General features: G+C 61.2%; 32 protein-coding genes. All 32 read right to left on the minus strand.

Features of this window, described 5'->3' with window-relative positions:
- Nucleotides 1–19 precede the first annotated feature (19 nt).
- Complete coding sequence (gene rplQ / locus AC4D1W_RS06310) at nt 20–652, minus strand: 50S ribosomal protein L17 (RefSeq protein WP_490898167.1); 633 nt, start codon at nt 650–652, stop codon at nt 20–22.
- 64 nt (nt 653–716) lie between these two features.
- Complete coding sequence (locus AC4D1W_RS06315) at nt 717–1,727, minus strand: DNA-directed RNA polymerase subunit alpha (protein ID WP_026545639.1); 1,011 nt, start codon at nt 1,725–1,727, stop codon at nt 717–719.
- A gap of 153 nt (nt 1,728–1,880) precedes the next feature.
- Nucleotides 1,881–2,282, minus strand: coding sequence for a 30S ribosomal protein S11 (gene rpsK, locus AC4D1W_RS06320; protein WP_204531699.1), 402 nt, complete (start codon nt 2,280–2,282; stop codon nt 1,881–1,883).
- A 51-nt stretch (nt 2,283–2,333) separates the two neighbouring features.
- On the minus strand, nt 2,334–2,711 hold the full coding sequence (rpsM, locus tag AC4D1W_RS06325; protein WP_490889653.1) for a 30S ribosomal protein S13: 378 nt from the start codon (nt 2,709–2,711) through the stop codon (nt 2,334–2,336).
- A gap of 164 nt (nt 2,712–2,875) precedes the next feature.
- Entirely contained in the window at nt 2,876–2,989 is a 114-nt protein-coding gene (gene rpmJ, locus AC4D1W_RS06330; RefSeq protein ID WP_024475611.1) for a 50S ribosomal protein L36, read from the minus strand.
- A gap of 86 nt (nt 2,990–3,075) precedes the next feature.
- Entirely contained in the window at nt 3,076–3,297 is a 222-nt protein-coding gene (infA, locus tag AC4D1W_RS06335) for a translation initiation factor IF-1 (RefSeq protein WP_019481515.1), read from the minus strand.
- A 234-nt stretch (nt 3,298–3,531) separates the two neighbouring features.
- The gene (map, locus tag AC4D1W_RS06340) at nt 3,532–4,359 is read right to left on the minus strand and encodes a type I methionyl aminopeptidase (protein ID WP_490898168.1); all 828 of its coding nucleotides are present in this window, start codon (nt 4,357–4,359) and stop codon (nt 3,532–3,534) included.
- Between the two features lie 2 nt (nt 4,360–4,361).
- A complete protein-coding gene (locus AC4D1W_RS06345; protein ID WP_490898169.1) occupies nt 4,362–4,934 on the minus strand; it encodes an adenylate kinase in 573 nt (190 codons plus the stop codon).
- A complete protein-coding gene (gene secY / locus AC4D1W_RS06350) occupies nt 4,931–6,244 on the minus strand; it encodes a preprotein translocase subunit SecY (protein ID WP_490889659.1) in 1,314 nt (437 codons plus the stop codon). The genes AC4D1W_RS06345 and secY overlap by 4 nt, the downstream gene beginning before the upstream one ends.
- A 257-nt stretch (nt 6,245–6,501) precedes the next feature.
- On the minus strand, nt 6,502–7,050 hold the full coding sequence (gene rplO / locus AC4D1W_RS06355) for a 50S ribosomal protein L15 (protein WP_490898170.1): 549 nt from the start codon (nt 7,048–7,050) through the stop codon (nt 6,502–6,504).
- Nucleotides 7,050–7,262 carry a 50S ribosomal protein L30 gene (rpmD, locus tag AC4D1W_RS06360; RefSeq protein WP_309071309.1) on the minus strand — a complete coding sequence of 71 codons (213 nt, stop codon included), beginning with the start codon at nt 7,260–7,262 and terminating at the stop codon, nt 7,050–7,052. The genes rplO and rpmD overlap by 1 nt, the downstream gene beginning before the upstream one ends.
- Nucleotides 7,262–8,002 (minus strand): 30S ribosomal protein S5, encoded by a 741-nt coding sequence (gene rpsE / locus AC4D1W_RS06365; RefSeq protein ID WP_490889661.1) that lies wholly within the window; start codon nt 8,000–8,002, stop codon nt 7,262–7,264. The genes rpmD and rpsE overlap by 1 nt, the downstream gene beginning before the upstream one ends.
- Nucleotides 7,999–8,382 (minus strand): 50S ribosomal protein L18, encoded by a 384-nt coding sequence (gene rplR, locus AC4D1W_RS06370; protein ID WP_490889663.1) that lies wholly within the window; start codon nt 8,380–8,382, stop codon nt 7,999–8,001. The genes rpsE and rplR overlap by 4 nt, the downstream gene beginning before the upstream one ends.
- A gap of 2 nt (nt 8,383–8,384) precedes the next feature.
- Nucleotides 8,385–8,921, minus strand: a complete 537-nt coding sequence (gene rplF, locus AC4D1W_RS06375; protein ID WP_490889664.1) for a 50S ribosomal protein L6 — start codon at nt 8,919–8,921, stop codon at nt 8,385–8,387.
- A 20-nt stretch (nt 8,922–8,941) separates the two neighbouring features.
- On the minus strand, nt 8,942–9,340 hold the full coding sequence (gene rpsH / locus AC4D1W_RS06380; protein WP_167994165.1) for a 30S ribosomal protein S8: 399 nt from the start codon (nt 9,338–9,340) through the stop codon (nt 8,942–8,944).
- 94 nt (nt 9,341–9,434) lie between these two features.
- A complete protein-coding gene (rplE, locus tag AC4D1W_RS06385; protein WP_490889666.1) occupies nt 9,435–10,010 on the minus strand; it encodes a 50S ribosomal protein L5 in 576 nt (191 codons plus the stop codon).
- Nucleotides 10,010–10,387, minus strand: coding sequence for a 50S ribosomal protein L24 (rplX, locus tag AC4D1W_RS06390; RefSeq protein WP_490889668.1), 378 nt, complete (start codon nt 10,385–10,387; stop codon nt 10,010–10,012). The genes rplE and rplX overlap by 1 nt, the downstream gene beginning before the upstream one ends.
- A gap of 2 nt (nt 10,388–10,389) precedes the next feature.
- On the minus strand, nt 10,390–10,758 hold the full coding sequence (gene rplN / locus AC4D1W_RS06395; protein ID WP_026545654.1) for a 50S ribosomal protein L14: 369 nt from the start codon (nt 10,756–10,758) through the stop codon (nt 10,390–10,392).
- A 370-nt stretch (nt 10,759–11,128) separates the two neighbouring features.
- Nucleotides 11,129–11,422, minus strand: a complete 294-nt coding sequence (gene rpsQ / locus AC4D1W_RS06400; RefSeq protein ID WP_490889670.1) for a 30S ribosomal protein S17 — start codon at nt 11,420–11,422, stop codon at nt 11,129–11,131.
- Nucleotides 11,419–11,766: a 50S ribosomal protein L29 gene (gene rpmC / locus AC4D1W_RS06405; RefSeq protein WP_309071303.1), complete on the minus strand. Its 348-nt coding sequence runs from the start codon at nt 11,764–11,766 to the stop codon at nt 11,419–11,421. The genes rpsQ and rpmC overlap by 4 nt, the downstream gene beginning before the upstream one ends.
- Before the next feature lie 2 nt (nt 11,767–11,768).
- On the minus strand, nt 11,769–12,185 hold the full coding sequence (gene rplP, locus AC4D1W_RS06410) for a 50S ribosomal protein L16 (protein WP_026545657.1): 417 nt from the start codon (nt 12,183–12,185) through the stop codon (nt 11,769–11,771).
- Nucleotides 12,186–13,028, minus strand: coding sequence for a 30S ribosomal protein S3 (gene rpsC / locus AC4D1W_RS06415; protein WP_490889672.1), 843 nt, complete (start codon nt 13,026–13,028; stop codon nt 12,186–12,188).
- Nucleotides 13,029–13,394 carry a 50S ribosomal protein L22 gene (gene rplV / locus AC4D1W_RS06420; protein WP_026545659.1) on the minus strand — a complete coding sequence of 122 codons (366 nt, stop codon included), beginning with the start codon at nt 13,392–13,394 and terminating at the stop codon, nt 13,029–13,031. It lies immediately after the preceding gene.
- A gap of 39 nt (nt 13,395–13,433) precedes the next feature.
- Nucleotides 13,434–13,715: a 30S ribosomal protein S19 gene (gene rpsS, locus AC4D1W_RS06425; protein ID WP_011692805.1), complete on the minus strand. Its 282-nt coding sequence runs from the start codon at nt 13,713–13,715 to the stop codon at nt 13,434–13,436.
- A gap of 12 nt (nt 13,716–13,727) precedes the next feature.
- Nucleotides 13,728–14,567, minus strand: coding sequence for a 50S ribosomal protein L2 (gene rplB, locus AC4D1W_RS06430; RefSeq protein ID WP_299167066.1), 840 nt, complete (start codon nt 14,565–14,567; stop codon nt 13,728–13,730).
- A gap of 31 nt (nt 14,568–14,598) precedes the next feature.
- Nucleotides 14,599–14,904 (minus strand): 50S ribosomal protein L23, encoded by a 306-nt coding sequence (rplW, locus tag AC4D1W_RS06435; protein WP_490889675.1) that lies wholly within the window; start codon nt 14,902–14,904, stop codon nt 14,599–14,601.
- Entirely contained in the window at nt 14,901–15,554 is a 654-nt protein-coding gene (rplD, locus tag AC4D1W_RS06440; protein WP_490898171.1) for a 50S ribosomal protein L4, read from the minus strand. Before rplD ends, rplW begins: the two co-directional genes overlap by 4 nt.
- A 3-nt stretch (nt 15,555–15,557) precedes the next feature.
- The gene (rplC, locus tag AC4D1W_RS06445) at nt 15,558–16,214 is read right to left on the minus strand and encodes a 50S ribosomal protein L3 (protein WP_490898173.1); all 657 of its coding nucleotides are present in this window, start codon (nt 16,212–16,214) and stop codon (nt 15,558–15,560) included.
- 16 nt (nt 16,215–16,230) lie between these two features.
- Complete coding sequence (gene rpsJ, locus AC4D1W_RS06450; protein WP_003803825.1) at nt 16,231–16,539, minus strand: 30S ribosomal protein S10; 309 nt, start codon at nt 16,537–16,539, stop codon at nt 16,231–16,233.
- Nucleotides 16,540–16,941: 402 nt separating this feature from the next.
- The gene (locus AC4D1W_RS06455) at nt 16,942–17,544 is read right to left on the minus strand and encodes a hypothetical protein (RefSeq protein ID WP_490898174.1); all 603 of its coding nucleotides are present in this window, start codon (nt 17,542–17,544) and stop codon (nt 16,942–16,944) included.
- Nucleotides 17,545–17,627: 83 nt separating this feature from the next.
- Nucleotides 17,628–18,818 (minus strand): elongation factor Tu, encoded by a 1,191-nt coding sequence (gene tuf, locus AC4D1W_RS06460; RefSeq protein WP_490889683.1) that lies wholly within the window; start codon nt 18,816–18,818, stop codon nt 17,628–17,630.
- A gap of 121 nt (nt 18,819–18,939) precedes the next feature.
- Complete coding sequence (gene fusA, locus AC4D1W_RS06465; RefSeq protein WP_490889685.1) at nt 18,940–21,054, minus strand: elongation factor G; 2,115 nt, start codon at nt 21,052–21,054, stop codon at nt 18,940–18,942.
- Between the last annotated feature and the right edge of the window lie 41 nt (nt 21,055–21,095).

Genomic DNA, 21,095 nt, shown 5'->3' on the forward strand with positions numbered 1-21,095 from the left:
CAGGAAGGGCGTAGAAGAACTACTTCTTCTCGTCTTCTTCCGGCACGGAGCCTTCTTCGACGACTACGGTCTCCTCGGCGTCGCCCTCAGAGGCGTTTACCGTGGTTTCCTCAGCAGCAACCTCGTCAGCCGAAGCTGCAGAGGGAGCGGACTCAGCCGATTCAGCGGACTCAGCCGATTCAGCCGAATCTGCAGACTCAGCGGACGCGACCGGCGCAGCAGCTGCAGCGTCGCGGGCAGCAGCGTTGCCTGCAGCCTGCTCGGCTTCGCCGACTACGGCCTGCTTCGCCGAAACAGCCTCAAGCACCAGCTCGATGACAGCCATGGGGGCGTTGTCGCCCTTGCGGTTGCCGATCTTGGTGATGCGGGTGTAGCCACCGTTACGGTTGGCCACGGCCGGTGCGATGTCCGTGAACAGCTCGTGGACGACGCCCTTGTTGCTGATGACAGCCAGGACACGACGGCGCGAGGCCAGGTCACCCTGCTTGGCGAAGGTGATCAGGCGCTCGGCGTAGGGGCGAAGCCGCTTTGCCTTGGTCACCGTGGTGGTGATGCGCTTGTGCTCGAACAGCGAGGCGGCCAGGTTGGCGAGCATCAGGCGCTCGTGCGCCGGACCGCCACCGAGGCGTGGGCCCTTTGTGGGTGTGGGCATGATGTTTTATCTCCTCATGAATGTGCCCGAGGCCGCATCCTAAGCGGCGCCAGGTTTCTAACGTTTAGAGTTCGTCGTCGCCGTAAGCGGCGTCGTCCTCTTCAATCGCAGCGGCGCGGGCTGCAAGGTCGAACCCTGGAGGGGAATCCTTCAGGGACAGACCAAGCTCGACCAGCTTTGCCTTGACCTCATCAATGGACTTCGCACCGAAGTTACGGATGTCCATGAGGTCAGCCTCGGAGCGTGCAACCAGTTCACCCACGGTGTGGATGCCCTCACGCTTGAGGCAGTTGTAGGAACGAACGGTGAGTTCGAGATCCTCGATCGGGAGGGCCATGTCAGCGGCGAGTGCGGCGTCGCTGGGCGACGGGCCGATCTCAATGCCTTCAGCGGCGGTGTTCAGCTCGCGGGCGAGACCGAACAGTTCAACCAGCGTGGTGCCGGCCGAGGCAACGGCGTCGCGCGGAGCGATGGCGTCCTTCGTCTCGACATCGACGATCAGGCGGTCGAAGTCGGTGCGCTGCTCAACACGGGTGGCTTCCACACGGAAGGTCACCTTCAGGACCGGCGAGTAGATGGAGTCAACCGGAATACGGCCGATCTCGGAATCACCGGACTTGTTCTGCGATGCGGACACGTAACCGCGGCCACGCTCGATGGTCAGTTCGAGCTCGAACTTGCCCTTCGAGTTGAGGGTTGCGATGTGCAGGTCCGGGTTGTGGAACTCCACACCGGCCGGCGGTGCAATGTCAGCTGCGGTGACTACGCCGGGGCCCTGCTTGCGCAGGTAGGCAACCACAGGCTCGTCATGCTCGGAGGACACCGCGAGGTTCTTGATGTTCAGGATGATCTCGGTGACGTCTTCCTTCACACCGGGAACAGTGGTGAATTCGTGCAGGACGCCGTCAATCCGGATGCTTGTGACAGCTGCTCCGGGGATCGAGGACAGCAGCGTGCGACGAAGCGAGTTGCCGAGGGTGTAGCCGAAACCGGGCTCCAGCGGTTCGATGACGAACCGCGACCGGTTGTCAGCGACTACTTCTTCAGTCAGGGTGGGGCGCTGTGCAATGAGCACTTACATTTCCTTTCAGGGAGCATCCGCTATATGACGCAACACAAATGGTGGAAAGGGAAAGCTAGAGAGCTGGACTCAGTAGCTAAACGACAGTCAGCCCCAGGCCGCCCGCACTTCAAATGAAGCACGGGCGCACCTGGAGCCAAGGAGCTACTAGACGCGGCGGCGCTTCGGAGGGCGGCAACCGTTGTGGGCGCTGGGGGTAACGTCCTGGATGGAACCGACCTCAAGGCCGGCAGCCTGCAGCGAACGGATCGCGGTCTCGCGACCGGATCCCGGACCCTTCACGAAAACATCCACCTTGCGGACGCCGTGCTCCTGGGCACGCTTGGCAGCGGCCTCGGCAGCGGTCTGTGCGGCGTAAGGGGTGGACTTGCGTGAGCCCTTGAATCCGACCTCGCCTGCGGAGGCCCAGGAGATAACAGCTCCGTTGGGGTCCGTGATCGAGACGATGGTGTTGTTGAACGTGCTCTTGATATGCGCCTGACCGAAGGCGATATTCTTCTTGTCCTTGCGACGCGGCTTGCGGACCGCTCCACGAGTCTTGGGGGGCATTACTTCTCCTACGAAGGTTTTGGAAAGAGGGTGTTAAGGCGGACCGCTAAATCAGCGTCCGGCCTTCTTCTTGCCTGCGACGGTGCGCTTGGGGCCCTTGCGGGTACGCGCGTTGGTCTTGGTGCGCTGTCCACGCACGGGAAGGCCACGGCGGTGCCGGATACCCTCGTAGCTGCCGATCTCAACCTTGCGGCGGATGTCTGCAGCCACCTCACGGCGGAGGTCACCCTCAACCTTGTAGTTGCCTTCAATGTAGTCGCGAAGCTGGACGAGCTCAGCGTCTGTCAGATCCTTGACGCGCGTGTCCGGGTTGATCCCGGTTTCTGCGATTGTCTGATCTGCTCGGGTCTTGCCCACGCCGTAGATGTAGGTGAGCGCGATGATTACCCGCTTTTCGCGGGGAATGTCTACGCCAGCGAGACGTGCCATAGTGGCGGTTCTCCTTTTGATGACCGGAGGTCTGAAACAGTGCGGCCCGGATTATTCCGGTCCCCGGCCTCCGTGCCGGGGGTGTGGGTAGACCTGCTCAGGTGTGCCCTGCACTGCTTTTTTATTGTGGTATTACTACGCGTGGGTGACCCTCGAAAGAGGATTCAGCCCTGGCGCTGCTTGTGGCGCGGGTTTTCGCAGATTACGAGTACGTTGCCCTTGCGGCGAACCACCTGGCACTTGTCGCAAATCCGCTTCACGCTCGGCTGGACCTTCATGGTTTTCCTTTGCGTTCGTGCAGTTGTGCTGTTTTGCCTCCGCGACCGGTGGGCCGGGAGGCTCGGAACTAAATACTCAGAACCGTCTACTTGTAGCGGTAGACGATACGACCCCTGGTGAGGTCGTAAGGGCTAAGCTCCACTACCACCCGGTCCTCAGGGAGGATTCGAATGTAGTGCTGACGCATCTTTCCCGAGATGTGGGCTAGAACAATGTGTCCGTTGGCCAACTCAACGCGGAACATCGCGTTGGGCAGAGCCTCGTTCACAGTGCCTTCAATCTCAATGACACCGTCTTTCTTGGCCATATCCTCCGCTAACTTCTGTGCCGCCACTTGCGGGGCGGACGGTCTTGGGGTTTTGATTGTCTGACTCCCCGCCCGGGATCGCAGATCCCGTTCCGCACGTAACGGAGCAAGCCGTTTCGGAGGATGGGCGCAAAAGGGCGCAAAAGTAGCGACAACCAACAGACAACTCTACGCTACGGCCTGCCGAAAGTTAAATCCGGCCGGGCCGGCACAATTGCAGTCGCGAAGGGGTGCTCAGTCGAGAGGCGCGACGACGACGCCCAGCTCTTCCAGCCGGGCCGCACCACCGTCAGCGGCGGTGAGAACCCAGATGCCGCCGTCATGCACTGCCACGGTGTGTTCCCACTGGCAGGCGCGCTTGCCGTCAACCGTGACAACCGTCCAGTCGTCGTCGAGGACCGAGGTTTCGAGGCGGCCCTGCACCAGCATGGGTTCGATCGCCAGGCAGAGACCTGACTTGATCTTGGGGCCACGGTGGCTGCTGCGGTAGTTCAGGACATCGGGCGACTGGTGCATCTGCGTTCCGATGCCGTGGCCGACATAGTCCTGCAGGATGCCAAGGGCCGGGCCCTCGACTGCGGACACGTAGTCATCAATGGCGGAGCCGATGTCTCCGACGTACTTCCCTGTGGCCAGGGCTGCAATCCCCCGCCACATGGCTTCCTCAGTGATCTGGGACAGCCGGACATCTTCCGGGCGCGGCGTACCGACAATAACGGTGCGGGCTGAGTCCGAGTGCCAACCGCGGATGATGGCGCCACCGTCAATGGAGATGATGTCACCGTCCTGCAGGACGTAGTCGCCGGGGATTCCGTGCACGACCTCGTGGTTCACGGAAGTGCAGATGCTGGCCGGGAAGCCGTGATAGCCGAGGAAATTGGACGTGGCGCCGGCGTCCTTGAGAACGCCGGCGAACACCGCATCGAGCTCGCGGGTTGACACACCCACGCGGGCAGCAGCCACCGCCTGATCAAGGGCGTTGGAGAGCACCAGGCCCGCTTCACGCATGGTCCGGATCTGGTCTGCTGACTTGTACTCAACCCGCTGCTGGCGAAACATCACGACTACTGGGTTACTTTCAGTGCCGACATGACCCGCTCGGTCACTTCATCAATCGCGCCGATCCCGTCGACTCGGGTGACGATCCCGCGTTCCTCGTACTGGGAGACAACGGCTTCAGTCTGCTCGTGGTACAGGTCGAGGCGGTGCCGGATGACAGCCTCGTTGTCATCCGAGCGGCCGTCGAGTTCTGCGCGGCCAAGGAGCCGGCGAACCAACTCCTCATCGTCGGCAGTGAGCTGGAGCACGACGTCGAGCGTCAGGTCATTCTGCTCGAGGATGTCATCCAGCTCTTCGACCTGCGCAGCCGTGCGCGGGTAGCCGTCGAGCAGGAAGCCGTCCTTGACGTCATCCTCGGTAAGGCGTGCGCGGACCATGCTATTGGTCACGCTGTCCGGGACGAAGTCGCCGGCGTCCATGTACTTCTTGGCTTCAACACCCAGCGGAGTCTCGTTCTTGACGTTCGCGCGGAAGATATCGCCGGTGGAAATTGCCACCACACCGAGGCGCTCGGAGATCCGAGCTGCCTGCGTACCCTTGCCCGAACCGGGAGGTCCAATGATGAGCATCCGTGTCATCGCAATAACCCTTCGTAGTGGCGCTGCTGCAGCTGCGCGTCAATCTGCTTCACCGTTTCGAGGCCCACGCCGACCATGATGAGGATGGAGGTTCCGCCGAACGGGAAGTTCTGGTTCGCGTTGATGGCAACGAGCGCAATCAATGGAATGAGCGCAACGATGCCGAGGTAGATAGCACCAGGCAGGGTGATGCGGGAGAGGACGTACTGGAGGTACTCCGCCGTGGGCCGACCAGCGCGGATGCCCGGAATGAATCCGCCGTACTTCTTCATGTTCTCCGACACTTCCTCCGGGTTGAAGGTGATCGCCACGTAGAAGTACGTGAAGAACACGATCATCCCGAAGTACATCGCCATATAGAGCGGGTGGTCACCGGTGGTGAGGTAGGTGGTGATCCAGTTGACCCATTCCGGAGGCGGTGTCTGACCGTCAGTGGGAGTGTTGAACTGCGCGATCAGCGACGGCAGGTACAGCATCGACGACGCGAAGATCACGGGGATGACGCCGGCCATGTTGACCTTGATCGGGATGTAGGTGCTGCTTCCGCCCAGGGTGCGGCGCCCGATCATGCGCTTGGCATACTGCACCGGAACGCGGCGCTGCGACTGCTCCACGAAGATCACGAGCATCACCACGAACACGCCGATCACCAGGACGCCGAGGAACACATTCCAGCCCTGCGTGCGCAGGATCTCGCCCAACGAAGTGGGGAACCCCGCAGCGATAGCGGTGAAGATCAGGAGCGACATGCCGTTGCCGACGCCGCGCTCAGTGATGAGCTCACCCATCCACATGATCAGCCCGGTACCGGCGGTCAGGGTGATGATGAGCAGGATGATCGTGATGAGGCTGTCATCCGGAATGATCGGAACGGGACAGTTGCCCAGCAGGGCACCCGAACGCGCCAGCGACACCAGCGTCGTTGCATTCAGCAGACCGAGGGCGATCGTTAGATACCGCGTGTACTGCGTCAGCTGCGCCTGACCCTGGGCACCCTCCTGATGGAGTTCCTGGAAGCGCGGAATGACCACGCGGAGCAGCTGGGTGATGATGCTCGCCGTGATGTACGGCATGATCCCCAACGCGAAGACGGACACCTGCAGCAGTGCACCGCCGCTGAAGAGGTTGACGAACTGGTAGAGGCCGCCCTCTGTGTTGCCGAGCTGCAAACACTGCTGCACGTTGCCGTAGTCAACACCGGGCGCCGGGATAAACGCACCCAAACGGAAAATGGTGATGATTCCCAGCGTGAACAACAGCTTGCGCCGCAAGTCTGGCGTCCGGAAAGCCCGGCCAATAGCGCTAAGCAAGCGTCCTCCTGAATAAGTCTTGGTGGCCCTTCGCGGGCAATACACACCAACCGAGTCTAACGGCTGGAATAGGGCACTCGAGAACCCGGGGTGTTGATAGAGCCTGTTAAACGAAACAAACTCCTGGAGAGCCGGGAAACCCGGCCCACCAAGAGTCTAGTTGCTTCATGAGCTAGATCACAGTCCGCTCCCCTCCGCCGTCGCACCGATGTCCAAAGGACAACCTGACGGTCAGCGGAGGGAAGCGATGCTGGGAACTAGAGCCCTGAGACCGAGCCGCCTGCGGCGGTGATCTTCTCAGCCGCGCTGGCGGACACGGCGTGAACCTTGACGTCCACCTTGACCGCGATGTCGCCCGTACCGAGAACCTTGACGAGCTGGTTCTTGCGCACTGCACCCTTGGCGATCAGGCTGTCCACAGACACCTCGCCGCCTTCGGGGTACAGCTCGTTGATCTTGTCCAGGTTGACAACCTGGTACTCAACGCGGAACGGGTTCTTGAAGCCACGCAGCTTCGGCAGGCGCATGTGCAGCGGCAGCTGCCCACCCGCGAAACCTGCCTTGACCGAGTAACGGGCCTTGGTGCCCTTGGTGCCACGGCCGGCGGTCTTACCCTTGGAACCTTCACCACGACCGACGCGGGTCTTGGCGGTCTTGGCACCGGGGGCGGGACGAAGGTGGTGTACCTTCAGCGCGTGGACGCGAGGCGTGCTCTCAGCAGTTTCCTGAGCGGCAGCAGCCTTGGCAGCAGGCTTGCGGGCCGGCTTCTTCTCGGTGAATTCCTCCACCGTCTTCTTCTCTGCCATTACTTGGCCTCCTCAACCTTCACGAGGTGCGGAACCGTGTTGACCATGCCTACGGTCACCTCGTCAGCGTTGCGGACAACGGTGTGTCCGATTCGCTTGAGGCCGAGTGAACGAAGGGTGTCCCGCTGGTTCTGCTTACCGCCGATAACGGACTTGATCTGTGTGATTTCCAGCTTTGCGGAGCTGGCAACCAGGCGCTTCGGAGTTGCCATTACGCACCTGCCTTCTGATCCTGCATTGCGCGCAGCATCGATGTTGAGGCAACCTCGTCCAGCGGAAGGCCGCGGCGTGCAGCCACTGCCTGCGGCTCTTCGAGCCGCTTCAGCGCGTCAACGGTTGCGTGAACAATGTTGATGGCGTTGGAGGACCCGAGCGACTTGGAGAGGACGTCGTGAATACCGACGCACTCCAGCACGGCGCGCACCGGACCACCGGCGATTACACCGGTACCCGGCGAAGCCGGACGCAGGAGCACGACGCCGGCCGCTGCCTCACCCTGAACCAGGTGGGGAACGGTGCCGCCGATGCGGGGAACCTTGAAGAAGGACTTCTTGGCTTCCTCTACTGCCTTGGAGATGGCCATGGGAACTTCCTTGGCCTTGCCGTAGCCGACGCCGACCATGCCGTTGCCGTCGCCGACAACAACGAGTGCGGTGAAGCTGAAGCGCCGGCCGCCCTTGACGACCTTTGCCACACGGTTGATCGACACGACGCGCTCTACGAACTTGTCCTTGTCGTCGCCACGGCCGCCATCGCGACCGCCGCGGCCGCCATCGCGACCGCCACGGCCGCTGTCGCGTCCGCCACGCTCTCCACGGCGAGCACCGCCGCCGCGGCGATCGTCAGTGGTCGACGCCGTCTCGGTGGACTCGGCTGCGGGAGCTTCAGTTGCAGGCTGCTCAGCCTTTGCCGTATTCAATGAGGCTTCCTTTGCGTTGTTCTGCTCGGTCACAGTGCCAGCCCACCTTCACGTGCGCCGTCTGCGATTGCGGCAACCCGGCCGTGGTACTTGTTGCCTCCACGGTCGAATACGACTGCCTCAATACCCGCAGCCTTTGCCCGCTCAGCAACAAGCTCGCCAACGCGCTTGGCCTTGGCGGTCTTGTCACCTTCGAACGCACGCAGGTCGGCCTCGAGGGTCGACGCCGATGCAAGGGTGATGCCCTTGGAGTCGTCGACAACCTGGACGAATACGTGACGGGCTGAACGGTTGACTACCAGGCGGGGACGAACAGCGGTACCGGTGATGCGCTTGCGGACCCGAAGGTGACGCCGTCCGCGCTGGGCGGACTTGCTCTTCGAGATGCGCTTCTTGTTGATGCTCAGTGACATGGTTACTTACCAGCCTTTCCGACCTTGCGGCGAATAACCTCGCCGGCGTAGCGGATGCCCTTGCCCTTATAGGGATCCGGACGGCGCAGCTTGCGGATGTTCGCAGCAACTTCGCCGACCTGCTGCTTGTTGATGCCGGAAACGGAGACCTTGGTGGGGCTGTCCACGGTCAGCGTGATGCCCTCCGGTGCCTTCACAGGCACGGGGTGGCTGTAGCCCAGCGCGAACTCCAGGTCAGAACCCTTGGCCTGCACACGGTAACCGGTGCCGACGATCTCAAGGTTCTTCTTGTAGCCCTCGGTAACTCCAACGATCATGTTGGAGATCAGGGTGCGGGTCAGGCCGTGCAGCGAACGCGCTTCGCGCTCGTCGTTCGGGCGGGAGACGGTGATCGTGCTGTCCTCAAGCGAAACCTGGATCGGGCTGGCAACAGTGTGACTCAGCTCGCCCTTGGATCCCTTGACGGAAACAACACTGCCGTCAATCTTGACCTCTACGCCTGCAGGCACGGTGATGGGGAGACGTCCAATACGTGACATGTTTCTCTTTCCCTTTCCCGCTACCAGACGTAGGCGAGGACTTCCCCACCTACACCCTTCTTGGCTGCCTGGCGGTCTGTGAGCAGACCGGAGGACGTGGACAGGATGGCAATGCCCAGCCCGCCAAGTACGTGCGGCAGGTTGGTGGACTTTGCGTATACGCGCAGACCCGGCTTGGAGATGCGCCGGATGCCTGCAATGGAGCGCTGACGGTCGGGACCGAACTTGAGGTCGATAGTGAGCTTCTTGCCCACCTCAGCCTCTTCTTCCTTCCAGCCGGCGATGTAGCCTTCAGCCTTCAGGATGTCGGCAACGCGTGCCTTCAGCTTGCTGTATGGCATTGACACGGTGTCGTGGTATGCCGAGTTGGCGTTGCGGAGACGCGTAAGCATGTCTGCAACTGGATCTGTCATTGTCATTGGGCTCTAGCCCTTCCTCGTAACGGTTTCCGGACTCCCGTGAAACCCAGCGTCAGCTGGCTTCCTCTGCGGAACGGACCTGCAACGTAGTTGATTAATCTTCGGATTTGAACGGGAAGCCGAGCGCCTTGAGCAGTGCGCGGCCTTCGTCGTCGGTCTTGGCAGTGGTCACAACGGTGATGTCCATACCGCGGACACGGTCAATCTTGTCCTGGTCGATCTCGTGGAACATGGACTGCTCCGTGAGGCCGAAGGTGTAGTTGCCGTTACCGTCGAACTGGCGCCCGTTGAGACCGCGGAAGTCGCGGATACGGGGCAGGGCCAGCGTGACCAGGCGATCGACGAACTCCCACATGCGGTCTCCGCGCAGGGTCGCGTGTGCACCAATCGGCATACCTTCGCGGAGCTTGAACTGCGCGATGGACTTGCGTGCCTTGGTGACCTGCGGCTTCTGGCCGGTGATCTGGGTGAGGTCGCGGACTGCGCCGTCAATGAGCTTGGAGTCCTTGGCTGCATCTCCAACACCCATGTTCACAACGACCTTGACGAGCCGGGGAACCTGGTTGACGTTGCTGTAGTTGAATTCCTCCAGCAGCGAGGACTTGATCTCTGCTGCGTAGCGGGCCTTCAGGCGCGGGGTGATCTTGGTTTCTACGGCTTCAGCAGTCATTACAGATCCTTCCCTGATGCCTTGGCGACGCGGATGCGGACCGTGCGCTCACGGCCGTCCCGCTCCACGGTCTCGGTGCGGTAGCCGACGCGGGTGGGCTTCTTAGTCTCCGGGTCTACAACTGCGACGTTACTGATGTGGATGGAAGCCTCAACGGTCTCGATGCCACCGGTCTTGGTGCCGCGCTGCGACTGTCCGACCTTGGTGTGCTTCGTGATGCGGTTGATGCCCTCGACCAGTACGCGGTTGCTCTCAGGGAATACCTTGAGGACCTTGCCCTGCTTGCCGCGGTCTCCGCCGCGCTCCTGCTTGGCGCCAGTGATGACCTGAACAAGGTCACCCTTCTTGATCTTCAGCTTCGAACGGGTCTGAGCCATGACTACAGCACCTCCGGGGCCAGTGAAATGATCTTCATGAAGCGCTTGTCGCGAAGTTCGCGACCGACCGGGCCGAAGATACGGGTACCACGAGGATCGCCGTCACCCTTAAGGATAACGGCAGCGTTCTCGTCGAACTTGATGTAGGAACCATCCGCACGGCGGCGTTCCTTCTTGGTGCGGACGATGACAGCCTTGACCACATCGCCCTTCTTGACGTTCCCACCGGGGATAGCGTCTTTAACGGTGGCGACGATCACGTCACCAATTCCTGCGTAGCGACGTCCGGAACCGCCGAGAACACGAATGGTAAGGATTTCCTTAGCACCAGTGTTGTCGGCGACCTTAAGTCGCGACTCCTGCTGAATCACTGTCTACTCCTTGCGTCGCGCTGGTTCTCAGGCCGAAATACTGCATACGGAATGAGCCTTGCGGAACGGTTGATCGGGGTGTCTCTGAACCCACCTGGATTTTGCCAGTGGAGGGCCTAAACGCCCGTGCCCGAGGCATTTGCCTCCCAGACGCGGTATGCGCAGGGAAGTACTATGCCGAAGCACGATTGTTTACGAGGTTTCATGTCAGCGCTCCATGACTGCGCGGCTCAGTTCACACTGAAGCCGGCACGGAAGGCGCCATACAAACTCAATATCCTAGCACGTTTTGAAAAGCAAGCAGTCCCCCGCTCCGCAAGGAACGAGGGACTGCTTCGTGTCGACGAATCGACCAGACCTGTAAGGGTCTTTACTTGGCCTTCTCGATGACCTCAACCAGGCGCCACCGCTTGGTAGCGGACAGCGGGCGGGTCTCGCTGATCAGGACCATGTCGCCAACACCAGCGGTGTTCTGCTCATCATGGGCCTTGACCTTCGAGGTGCGGCGGATGACCTTGCCGTAGAGGGCGTGCTTTACACGGTCCTCCACCTGAACGACGATGGTCTTCTCCATTTTGTCGGAGACGACATAGCCGCGGCGGGTCTTGCGGTAACCGCGAGTTGCGGTCTCCGGCACTGTTGCCTCAATCTTCTCTTCACTCATTTGGCATCCTCCTCAGAAGCCTGTGTTTCCACGGACTTTTCGTCCTTCGTGGAGGCAGCCTTGGAACCCTTCGATTTCTTGCCGGCCTTTTCAGTCTTCGCTTCTTCTACCGGGGCAACGACGTCGGGCCGAATTCCCAGCTCGCGCTCACGAAGCACGGTGTAGATGCGGGCGATATCCCGCTTCACAGCGCGCAGACGGCCGTGGTTTTCAAGCTGACCGGTGGCTGACTGGAAGCGCAGGTTGAACAGCTCTTCCTTAGCCTTGGCGAGTTCCTCCACCAGACGGTCCTTATCGAACCCATCCAGCTGGTCGGTTGCCAGTTCCTTTGAACCGAGTGCCATGACTATTCACCACCCTCACGACGCACGATACGTGCCTTCAACGGCAGCTTGTGAATTGCCAGGCGCAGTGCCTCGCGAGCTACCTCTTCATTGACACCGGAGAGTTCGAAGAGAACACGGCCCGGCTTGACGTTGGCGACCCACCACTCAGGGGAACCCTTACCGGAACCCATACGGGTTTCAGCAGGCTTCTTGGTCAGCGGACGGTCGGGGTAGATGTTGATCCACACCTTTCCACCACGCTTGATGTGACGGGTCATTGCGATACGCGCAGATTCGATCTGTCGGTTGGTGACGTATGCCGGGCTCAGAGCCTGGATACCCCACTCGCCGAAGCTGACCTGCGTGCCGCCGGTTGCAGCGCCCGAACGACCCGGGTGGTGCTGCTTACGGAACTTTACTCGACGTGGGATAAGCATTTAAGCCTGTCCTCCTTCCGCTGCAGCAGCGGACTCAGCCGGTGCGGACTCGGCGGGAGCGGCGTTAGCCTCACCCTGACCGGCACCACGATCGGCATTACGACGACGGCGGTCACCACGGTCCGGGCCGGCCGGGCCGCGTCCGGGGCGGTCTCCGCCACGTCCGCGCGACGGCGCAGCAGCTGCCTGGGCAGCAAGTTCCTTGGCGGTGACGTCGCCCTTGTAGATCCACACCTTCACGCCGATACGGCCGAAGGTGGTCTTGGCCTCGAAGAAGCCGTAGTCGATGTTCGCGCGGAGGGTGTGCAGGGGCACACGGCCTTCGCGGTAGAACTCCGAACGGCTCATTTCGGCGCCGCCGAGGCGACCGGAGCACTGTACGCGGATACCCTTGGCACCGGCACGCTGTGCCGACTGCATAGCCTTCTTCATGGCGCGGCGGAAAGCCACACGTGAAGAGAGCTGCTCAGCGATGCCCTGGGCAACCAGCTGCGCCTCGATCTCGGGGTTCTTGACCTCGAGGATGTTCAGCTGAACCTGCTTGCCGGTGAGCTTCTCGAGCTCGCCGCGGATGCGGTCCGCTTCGGCGCCGCGGCGGCCGATCACGATACCCGGACGTGCCGTGTGGATATCCACACGAACGCGATCGCGGGTGCGCTCGATCTCAACCTTGGCGATGCCGGCGCGGTCCATGCCCGTGGACATGAGCTGGCGGATCTTGACGTCCTCGCGAACGAAGTCCTTGTAGCGCTGGCCCGGCTTGTTGCTGTCAGCAAACCAGTGTGACCTGTGGTCAGTGGTGATGCCGAGTCGGAACCCGTGCGGGTTTACTTTCTGTCCCACTTAGCGGTCCTCCACTTTCTCAGGGGTAGCGACAACAACAGTGACGTGGCTGGTCCGCTTGTTGATGCGGTATGCGCGGCCCTGGGCACGCGGCTGGAACCGCTTCATCGTGGGACCTTCATCGACATATGCTTCGCTGATGATGAGGTCGCCTTCGTCGAATGCAACGCCATCGCGGTCCGCGAGGACCCGGGCGTTTGCAACTGCCGACTGAACTACCTTGAAAACCGGCTCCGAAGCTGCCTGGGGGGCAAACTTCAGGATTGCCAGAGCCTCATTCGCTTGCTTACCACGAACAAGGTTGACGACGCGCCGGGCCTTCATAGGCGTTACGCGCAGATGACGCGCAATAGCCTTGGCTTCCATTGCTTTCCTTCTCTCGTCTTAGCCGTAGAAACAGGCGCCTTAGCGGCGCTTGCCCTTGCGGTCGTCCTTCACATGGCCGCGGAATGTCCGCGTGGGAGCGAATTCGCCGAGCTTGTGCCCGACCATCGACTCGGTGACAAACACCGGAATGTGCTTGCGCCCGTCATGCACGGCAATCGTGTGGCCGAGCATGTCCGGGATGATCATGGAACGGCGGGACCACGTCTTGATGACGTTCTTGGTGCCCTTCTCGTTCTCGCGGTCCACCTTGACGAACAGGTGCTGATCGACGAAGGGGCCTTTCTTCAGGCTGCGTGGCATGTTTCCAGGCTCCTATCGCTTGTTCTTGCCGGAACGACGGCGACGCACAATGAGCGAGTCGCTTTCTTTGTTGGGACGGCGGGTACGGCCTTCGGCCTTACCGTTCGGGTTGACGGGGTGACGTCCACCGGAAGTCTTGCCTTCACCACCACCGTGCGGGTGATCAACGGGGTTCATCGCAACACCACGGACGGTCGGGCGAACGCCCTTCCAGCGCATGCGGCCTGCCTTGCCCCAGTTGATGTTCGACTGCTCGGCGTTACCGACCTCGCCGATGGTGGCGCGGCAGCGCACATCAACGTTGCGGATTTCACCGGACGGCAGACGAAGCTGCGCGAAGCGGCCTTCCTTGGCGACCAGCTGGACCGAAGCACCAGCGGAGCGTGCCATCTTGGCACCGCCACCGGGACGCAGCTCCACCGCGTGGATAACAGTACCCACGGGGATGTTACGCATCGGCAGGTTGTTGCCGGGCTTGATGTCGGCACCGGGGCCGGCCTCAACGAAGTCGCCCTGCTTCAGCTTGTTCGGCGCGATGATGTAGCGCTTCGTGCCGTCAATGTAGTGCAGGAGGGCAATGCGCGCGGTGCGGTTGGGATCGTATTCGATCTCGGCAACGCGTGCGTTGACACCGTCCTTGTCGTGGCGACGGAAGTCGATGAGACGGTACTGACGCTTATGTCCACCACCCTTGTGACGGGTGGTGATCTTGCCGCTGTTGTTACGGCCGCCCTTTTTGGGGAGCGGACGCACCAGGGATTTCTCCGGCGTCGACCGTGTGATTTCTGCGAAGTCGGCAACGCTCGAGCCGCGACGGCCCGGGGTTGTCGGCTTGTATTTGCGGATAGCCATTTTTCAGTTCCTCGTTAAAGTGGTCTCCGCTCTAGCTGAGCGGACCGCCGAAGATGTCGATCGTGCCTTCTTTGAGGGTGACAATTGCGCGCTTGGTGTTCTTGCGCTGTCCCCATCCGAATTTGGTCCGCTTACGCTTACCGGCACGGTTGATGGTGTTGATCGAGTCGACCTTTACGGAGAAAATCTTCTCCACGGCCAGCTTGATCTCGGTCTTGTTGGAGCGCGGGTCGACCAGGAAGGTGTACTTTCCTTCGTCGATCAGGCCGTAGCTCTTCTCCGACACGACGGGTGCAATGACGACGTCGCGAGGATCCTTTGTGATGGAGCCACTCACTTGGCGTCCTCCTCAGTTGTAGTCGTAGCGGAGTCAGCCGCAGCATCCTCAGTCACAGCCGATCCGACGAAAGCGTCGTAAGCGGCCTTGGTGAAGATCACGTCGTCCGACACGAGTACGTCGTACGTGTTCAGCTGATCCACGTACAGGGTGTGGACCTCGACGAGGTTACGCACGGACAGTGCGGCCAGGTCGTTTGAACGCTCGATGACGACCAGCAGATTCGGACGCTCGGAGACACCGCGCAGAGTAGCCATTGCGGCCTTGGTCGACGGCTTCTCGCTGCCAACCAGCGACTCGATGACGTGAATGCGTCCGTTGCGTGCCCGGTCAGAGAGTGCACCGCGCAGGGCGGCTGCCTTCATCTTCTTGGGGGTGCGCTGGCTGTAGTCACGCGGCGTGGGACCGTGAACGATGCCACCACCGGTCATGTGCGGTGCGCGGATCGAGCCCTGGCGTGCACGGCCGGTGCCCTTCTGCTTGAACGGCTTGCGACCGGCTCCGCTGACCTCGGCGCGTGTCTTGGTCTTGTGCGTACCCTGACGGGCAGCAGCAAGCTGGGCCACGACGACCTGGTGCAGCAGCGGAACGTTAGTCTGTGCGTCGAAGATCTCGGCGGGGAGATCAACTTTCAAAGTCTTGGTAGCCATGACTTATGCTCCCTTCACGGCGGTGCGTACGAGTACGACCTGTCCGCGGGCGCCGGGGACGGCGCCCTTGATCAGCAGCAGCGACTTCTCGACGTCCACAGCGTGAACGGTGAGGTTCAGCGTGGTCTGGCGAACGGCACCCATACGGCCTGCCATTTTCATTCCACGGAAGACGCGGCTGGGGGTGGAGGCTCCACCGATCGAGCCGGGCTTGCGGTGGTTCTTGTGAGCACCGTGCGAGGCACCAACACCGTGGAACCCGTGGCGCTTCATGACGCCGGCGAAGCCCTTACCCTTGGTCTTGCCGATGACGTCGACCTGCTGGCCGGCTTCGAACAGCTCAACAGAGAGTTCCTGACCCAGCGAGTAGGAATCGACGTCGGAAGTGCGCAGTTCAACGACGTGGCGGCGCGGCGTGACGCCGGCTTTCTCGAAGTGACCGGCGAGCGGCTTGGTGACCTTGCGCGGATCGATCTGACCGAAGCCGATCTGGACGGCGCTGTAGCCGTCGACGTCAGCGGTACGCAGCTGCGTGATGACGTTGGAGTCAGCCTGCAGGACCGTTACCGGGACGAGGCGGTTGTTTTCATCCCAGACCTGGGTCATGCCGAGCTTGGTAGCGAGCAGTCCCTTGACCTGGCGCGTAAGCGAAGTAGACATAGTTATCTTCTCTCCCTTACAGCTTGATCTCGATGTTCACGTCCGCGGGAAGGTCGAGGCGCATGAGCGAGTCGACGGCCTTGGGCGTGGGGTCAATGATGTCGATCAGACGCTTGTGCGTGCGCATTTCAAAGTGCTCGCGGCTGTCCTTGTACTTGTGCGGCGACCGGATAACGCAGTAAACGTTCTTTTCCGTGGGCAGCGGCACGGGGCCGACTACCGTTGCGCCTGCGCGCGTCACCGTCTCAACGATCTTCCGAGCTGAAACGTCAATGACCTCGTGGTCATACGACTTCAGCCGGATGCGGATCTTTTGTCCCGCCATGGCGTCTCGACTCTCTCTCTGTCATGAAGAACGCCACCGTGCGGTGACGTTCCTGGCTACGTACGTGCGCCTGTTGTTGTGGCGCTCCTCCAGCAGACTGAATCCGGATAGTTCCGGGTTCCTCACCCTGCCGAGGCTCCGACCCCCGCGCTCGGGCGTGTCGCGTATCTTCCACATGGAGATTCAGCGCTAATCCGAGCTATTGGATTGGGGCGGGTTATATTTGGGCCAGCTTCCGCGGCGGATGCGACCCTGCATCAGGCATTATCCTGATCGGGACTACAGCTCAAAACCGCGCGCACAGGCGCTTGAACAACTCACCTAGTCTGCCAGATTGTGCGGCACAATGCGAATCCGCACCTGTTTTCACGCCGGTTCGCTCGTCGACACGCCGGGAAAGTTCTAGCCGGCTTTTACTCCTGCCTGTTTGAGCGCCAGCCGTGCTAAACCGTCCACTGCCGCAGAATCCCCCTCACGCCACGCCCGCACAGGGTCATCGGACACCTTGCGAAGTTGGGAAGGATTCGCAAGAACGAGCGCACGCAGCGCAAGAAGTTCCCTGCCGCCGTCCTCCTGCTGCAGGCGGCGCGTCCGCTTGGACTTTACGACAAACCGCACCCGAGGTATCAGCCACATCGGAATAAGGAGAAGGACCGGAAGCAGGAAAAGTGCCCACCCCACTATTGCTGCGGCCTGGGCCACGGCATCTTGATGATCCTGGCCGGCGCCGATGAGGATGCCGCCCGCTTCCGCGGCGTCCAGGAAGGGCTCGCTCGCCTGGTCTCCGATGAGGGGCACTCCCCCGATGCCTTCTGCGGCGTCACTCATGGTGCTTTGGAAACGGCTCCCGGCATCTTCCAGGCCCTGCCCGAACACTGCCAGATTGGAAAGAGCGTCAAACGTCGCTCGGGAGAAAAGCCAGGCGACGACGACGGCGGCGACTGCAAAGACGTCGGTCAGCAGCTGCCAGGTGCGCTGGAACGGGGAGCTCGAGTAGATCTGCACCGCCCCAACTTTACGGCAGAAAGACGAAAGCCCCGCTGTGCTAACGCAGCGGGGCTTTCTAACCAGCAGTAGTGGTGAAGCTACTACTTGACGATCTTGGTAACGCGACCTGATCCAACGGTGCGGCCGCCTTCGCGGATAGCGAAGCCGAGGCCCTCTTCCATTGCGATCGGCTGGATGAGCTCAACGCTCATCTCAGTGTTGTCGCCAGGCATGACCATCTCGGTGCCCTCGGGGAGGGTGATGACACCGGTGACGTCAGTGGTACGGAAGTAGAACTGCGGGCGGTAGTTGGAGTAGAACGGGTTATGACGACCGCCCTCGTCCTTGGCCAGGATGTAGACGTTGGCCTCGAAGTCGGTGTGCGGGGTGATGGAACCCGGCTTGACGATAACCTGGCCACGCTCTACGTCTTCGCGCTTGATGCCGCGGAGCAGCAGACCACAGTTCTCGCCGGCCCAAGCCTCGTCGAGCTGCTTGTGGAACATCTCGATACCGGTAACCGTGGTCTTCTGGACCGGACGGATGCCGACAATCTCGACCTCGGAGTTGATTGCGAGGGTTCCACGCTCGGCGCGGCCCGTCACAACGGTTCCACGACCGGTGATGGTGAAGACGTCCTCAACAGGCATGAGGAACGGCTTGTCCTTGTCGCGAATCGGGTCAGGAACGTTGTTGTCAACGGCATCCATCAGGTCCTCAACGGACTTGACCCACTCCGGGTCACCCTCGAGGGCCTTCAGGCCGGAAACGCGAACAACAGGAGCGTCGTCGCCATCGAAGCCCTGCGAGCTCAGGAGCTCACGAACTTCCATTTCAACGAGGTCCAGCAGTTCTTCGTCATCAACCATGTCGGACTTGTTCAGCGCGACCAGCAGGTAGGGAACACCAACCTGGCGGGCGAGCAGAACGTGCTCGCGGGTCTGGGCCATCGGACCGTCGGTGGCGGCAACAACGAGGATGGCGCCATCCATCTGGGCCGCACCCGTGATCATGTTCTTGATGTAGTCAGCGTGACCGGGGGCGTCAACGTGTGCGTAGTGACGCTTCTCGGTCTGGTACTCAACGTGCGAGATGTTGATGGTGATGCCGCGCTGCTTCTCCTCGGGAGCCGAGTCGATCGACGCGAAGTCACGTGCCTCGTTGAGGGTGGGGTACTTGTCGTACAGCACCTTGGAAATGGCAGCCGTCAACGTGGTCTTTCCATGGTCAACGTGACCAATGGTGCCGATGTTAACGTGCGGCTTAGTCCGCTCGAACTTTGCCTTCGCCACGGGTTCCTCCTAGAACGTTTTTAGAAGACTTACTCCCCAGCCACGCTTTTCGCGGCTGAAACTCATGCAAGTCTACTGGGGGCTTTTATTTTGGTGAAATTGCGGTCCGGACGAGCCGGGATTACTCTCCGCGGGTCTTTTGGATGATCTCGTCGGCTACTGCCTTCGGGACCTCCGAGTAGCTGTCGAACTGCATTGAGTAGACAGCGCGTCCCTGGGTCTTCGAGCGCAGGTCGCCGATGTAGCCGAACATGCCGGACAGCGGCACGTGCGCACGGATGACCTTGACACCGCTCGCGTCCTCCATGGACTGCATCTGGCCGCGGCGGGAGTTGAGGTCGCCAATCACATCACCCATGTATTCCTCGGGTGTGCGGACTTCCACCTCCATCAGCGGTTCGAGCAGCACGGGCTTTGCCATGCGGGCTGCCTCCTTGAACGCCATGCGACCGGCGATCTTGAAGGCCATTTCGGAGGAGTCAACATCGTGGTACGCGCCGTCAAGCAGCGTTGCCCTGATGCCGACCACCGGGTATCCAGCCAGGATGCCGTCGTTGAGGGCATCCTGGATGCCTGCATCGACGCTGGGGATGTACTCGCGCGGAACACGACCACCGGTGACCTTGTTCTCGAAGGCGTACAGCTCTCCTTCGGAAGTATCCATCGGCTCGATCATGATCTGGATCTTCGCGAACTGTCCGGATCCACCCGTCTGCTTCTTGTGGGTGTAATCGTGCTTCTGCACCGTACCGCGAATGGTTTCGCGGTAAGCAACCTGAGGCTTGCCGACGTTCGCCTCAACCTTGAACTCGCGGCGCATGCGGTCCACCAGGATGTCGAGGTGGAGCTCGCCCATGCCGGCGATGATCGTCTGGCCGGTGTCCTCGTTGAGGGATACCTGGAAGGTGGGATCCTCAGCCGAGAGCTTCTGGATAGCCGTCGAAAGCTTCTCCTGGTCACCTTTGGTCTTCGGCTCGATCGCAACCGAGATGACCGGCTCCGGGAAGCTCATCGACTCGAGGACGATCTGGTTGCTTGAATCGGACAGGGTGTCACCGGTGGTGGTGTCCTTCAGGCCGATAGCCGCGTAGATGTGGCCGGCGAAGGCTTCGTCAACAGGAATTTCCTTGTTGGCGTGCATCTGGAAGAGCTTGCCGATGCGTTCCTTCTTGCCCTTGGTCGAGTTCACGACCCCGGTGCCTGCGGTGACGTGGCCGGAGTAGACCCGGATGAACGTCAGCTGGCCGAAGAACGGGTGAGTCGCTACCTTGAACGCGAGTGCCGAGAATGGTTCCTCGGTGCTCGGCTTGCGCGTCAGCGCTGCTTCCTCGTCGCGGGGATCGTGTCCGACCATGGGCGGCACGTCCAGCGGGGAGGGCAGGTAGTCGATGACGGCATCGAGCATCGGCTGTACGCCGCGGTTCTTGAACGCAGAGCCACAGAGAACGGGGTAGATCTCGGAGTTGATGGTCAACTTCCGGATGCCGGCCTTGAGTTCCTCGATTGTGGGCTCTTCGCCCTCAAGGTACTTGTTCATCAGCTCGTCGGAGGACTCGGCAACGGCCTCGACCAGTGCTGCGCGGTATTCCTCAGCCTTGGCCTGGAGGTCAGCCGGGATCTCCTGGACCTCGTACTTGGCGCCCATGGTCACGTCACCCTTGGAGTCACCGGGCCACACGAGTGCGCGCATGTAAAGGAGGTCGACGACGCCGACGAAGTCGTTTTCGGCACCGATCGGCAGCTGCATGACCAGCGGCTTGGCGCCGAGGCGGCTGATGATCGTGTCAACGGTGAAGTAGAAGTCAGCGCCCAGCTTGTCCATCTTGTTGACGAAGCAGATGCGGGGAACTTCGTACTTGTCAGCCTGACGCCAGACGGTCTCGGACTGGGGCTCAACGCCCTCCTTGCCGTCGAACACTGCAACTGCACCGTCGAGGACGCGCAGCGAGCGCTCTACCTCGACAGTGAAGTCAACGTGACCGGGGGTGTCGATGATGTTGATCTGGTTCTGTTCCCAGAAGCAGGTCACCGCGGCGCTGGTGATGGTGATGCCGCGTTCCTTTTCCTGTTCCATCCAGTCAGTCGTCGAGGCGCCGTCGTGCGTCTCGCCAATCTTGTGGTTTACACCCGTGTAGAACAGGATGCGCTCGGTAGTAGTGGTCTTGCCGGCATCAATGTGGGCCATGATGCCGATATTGCGGACCTTGTTGAGGTCGGTAAGCACGTCCTGTGCCACGGTGTCTCCCTTTTCTAAGGTGGAGTTCTACTGGACCGCCG

Source organism: Arthrobacter sp. TJ-170 (assembly GCF_058269305.1).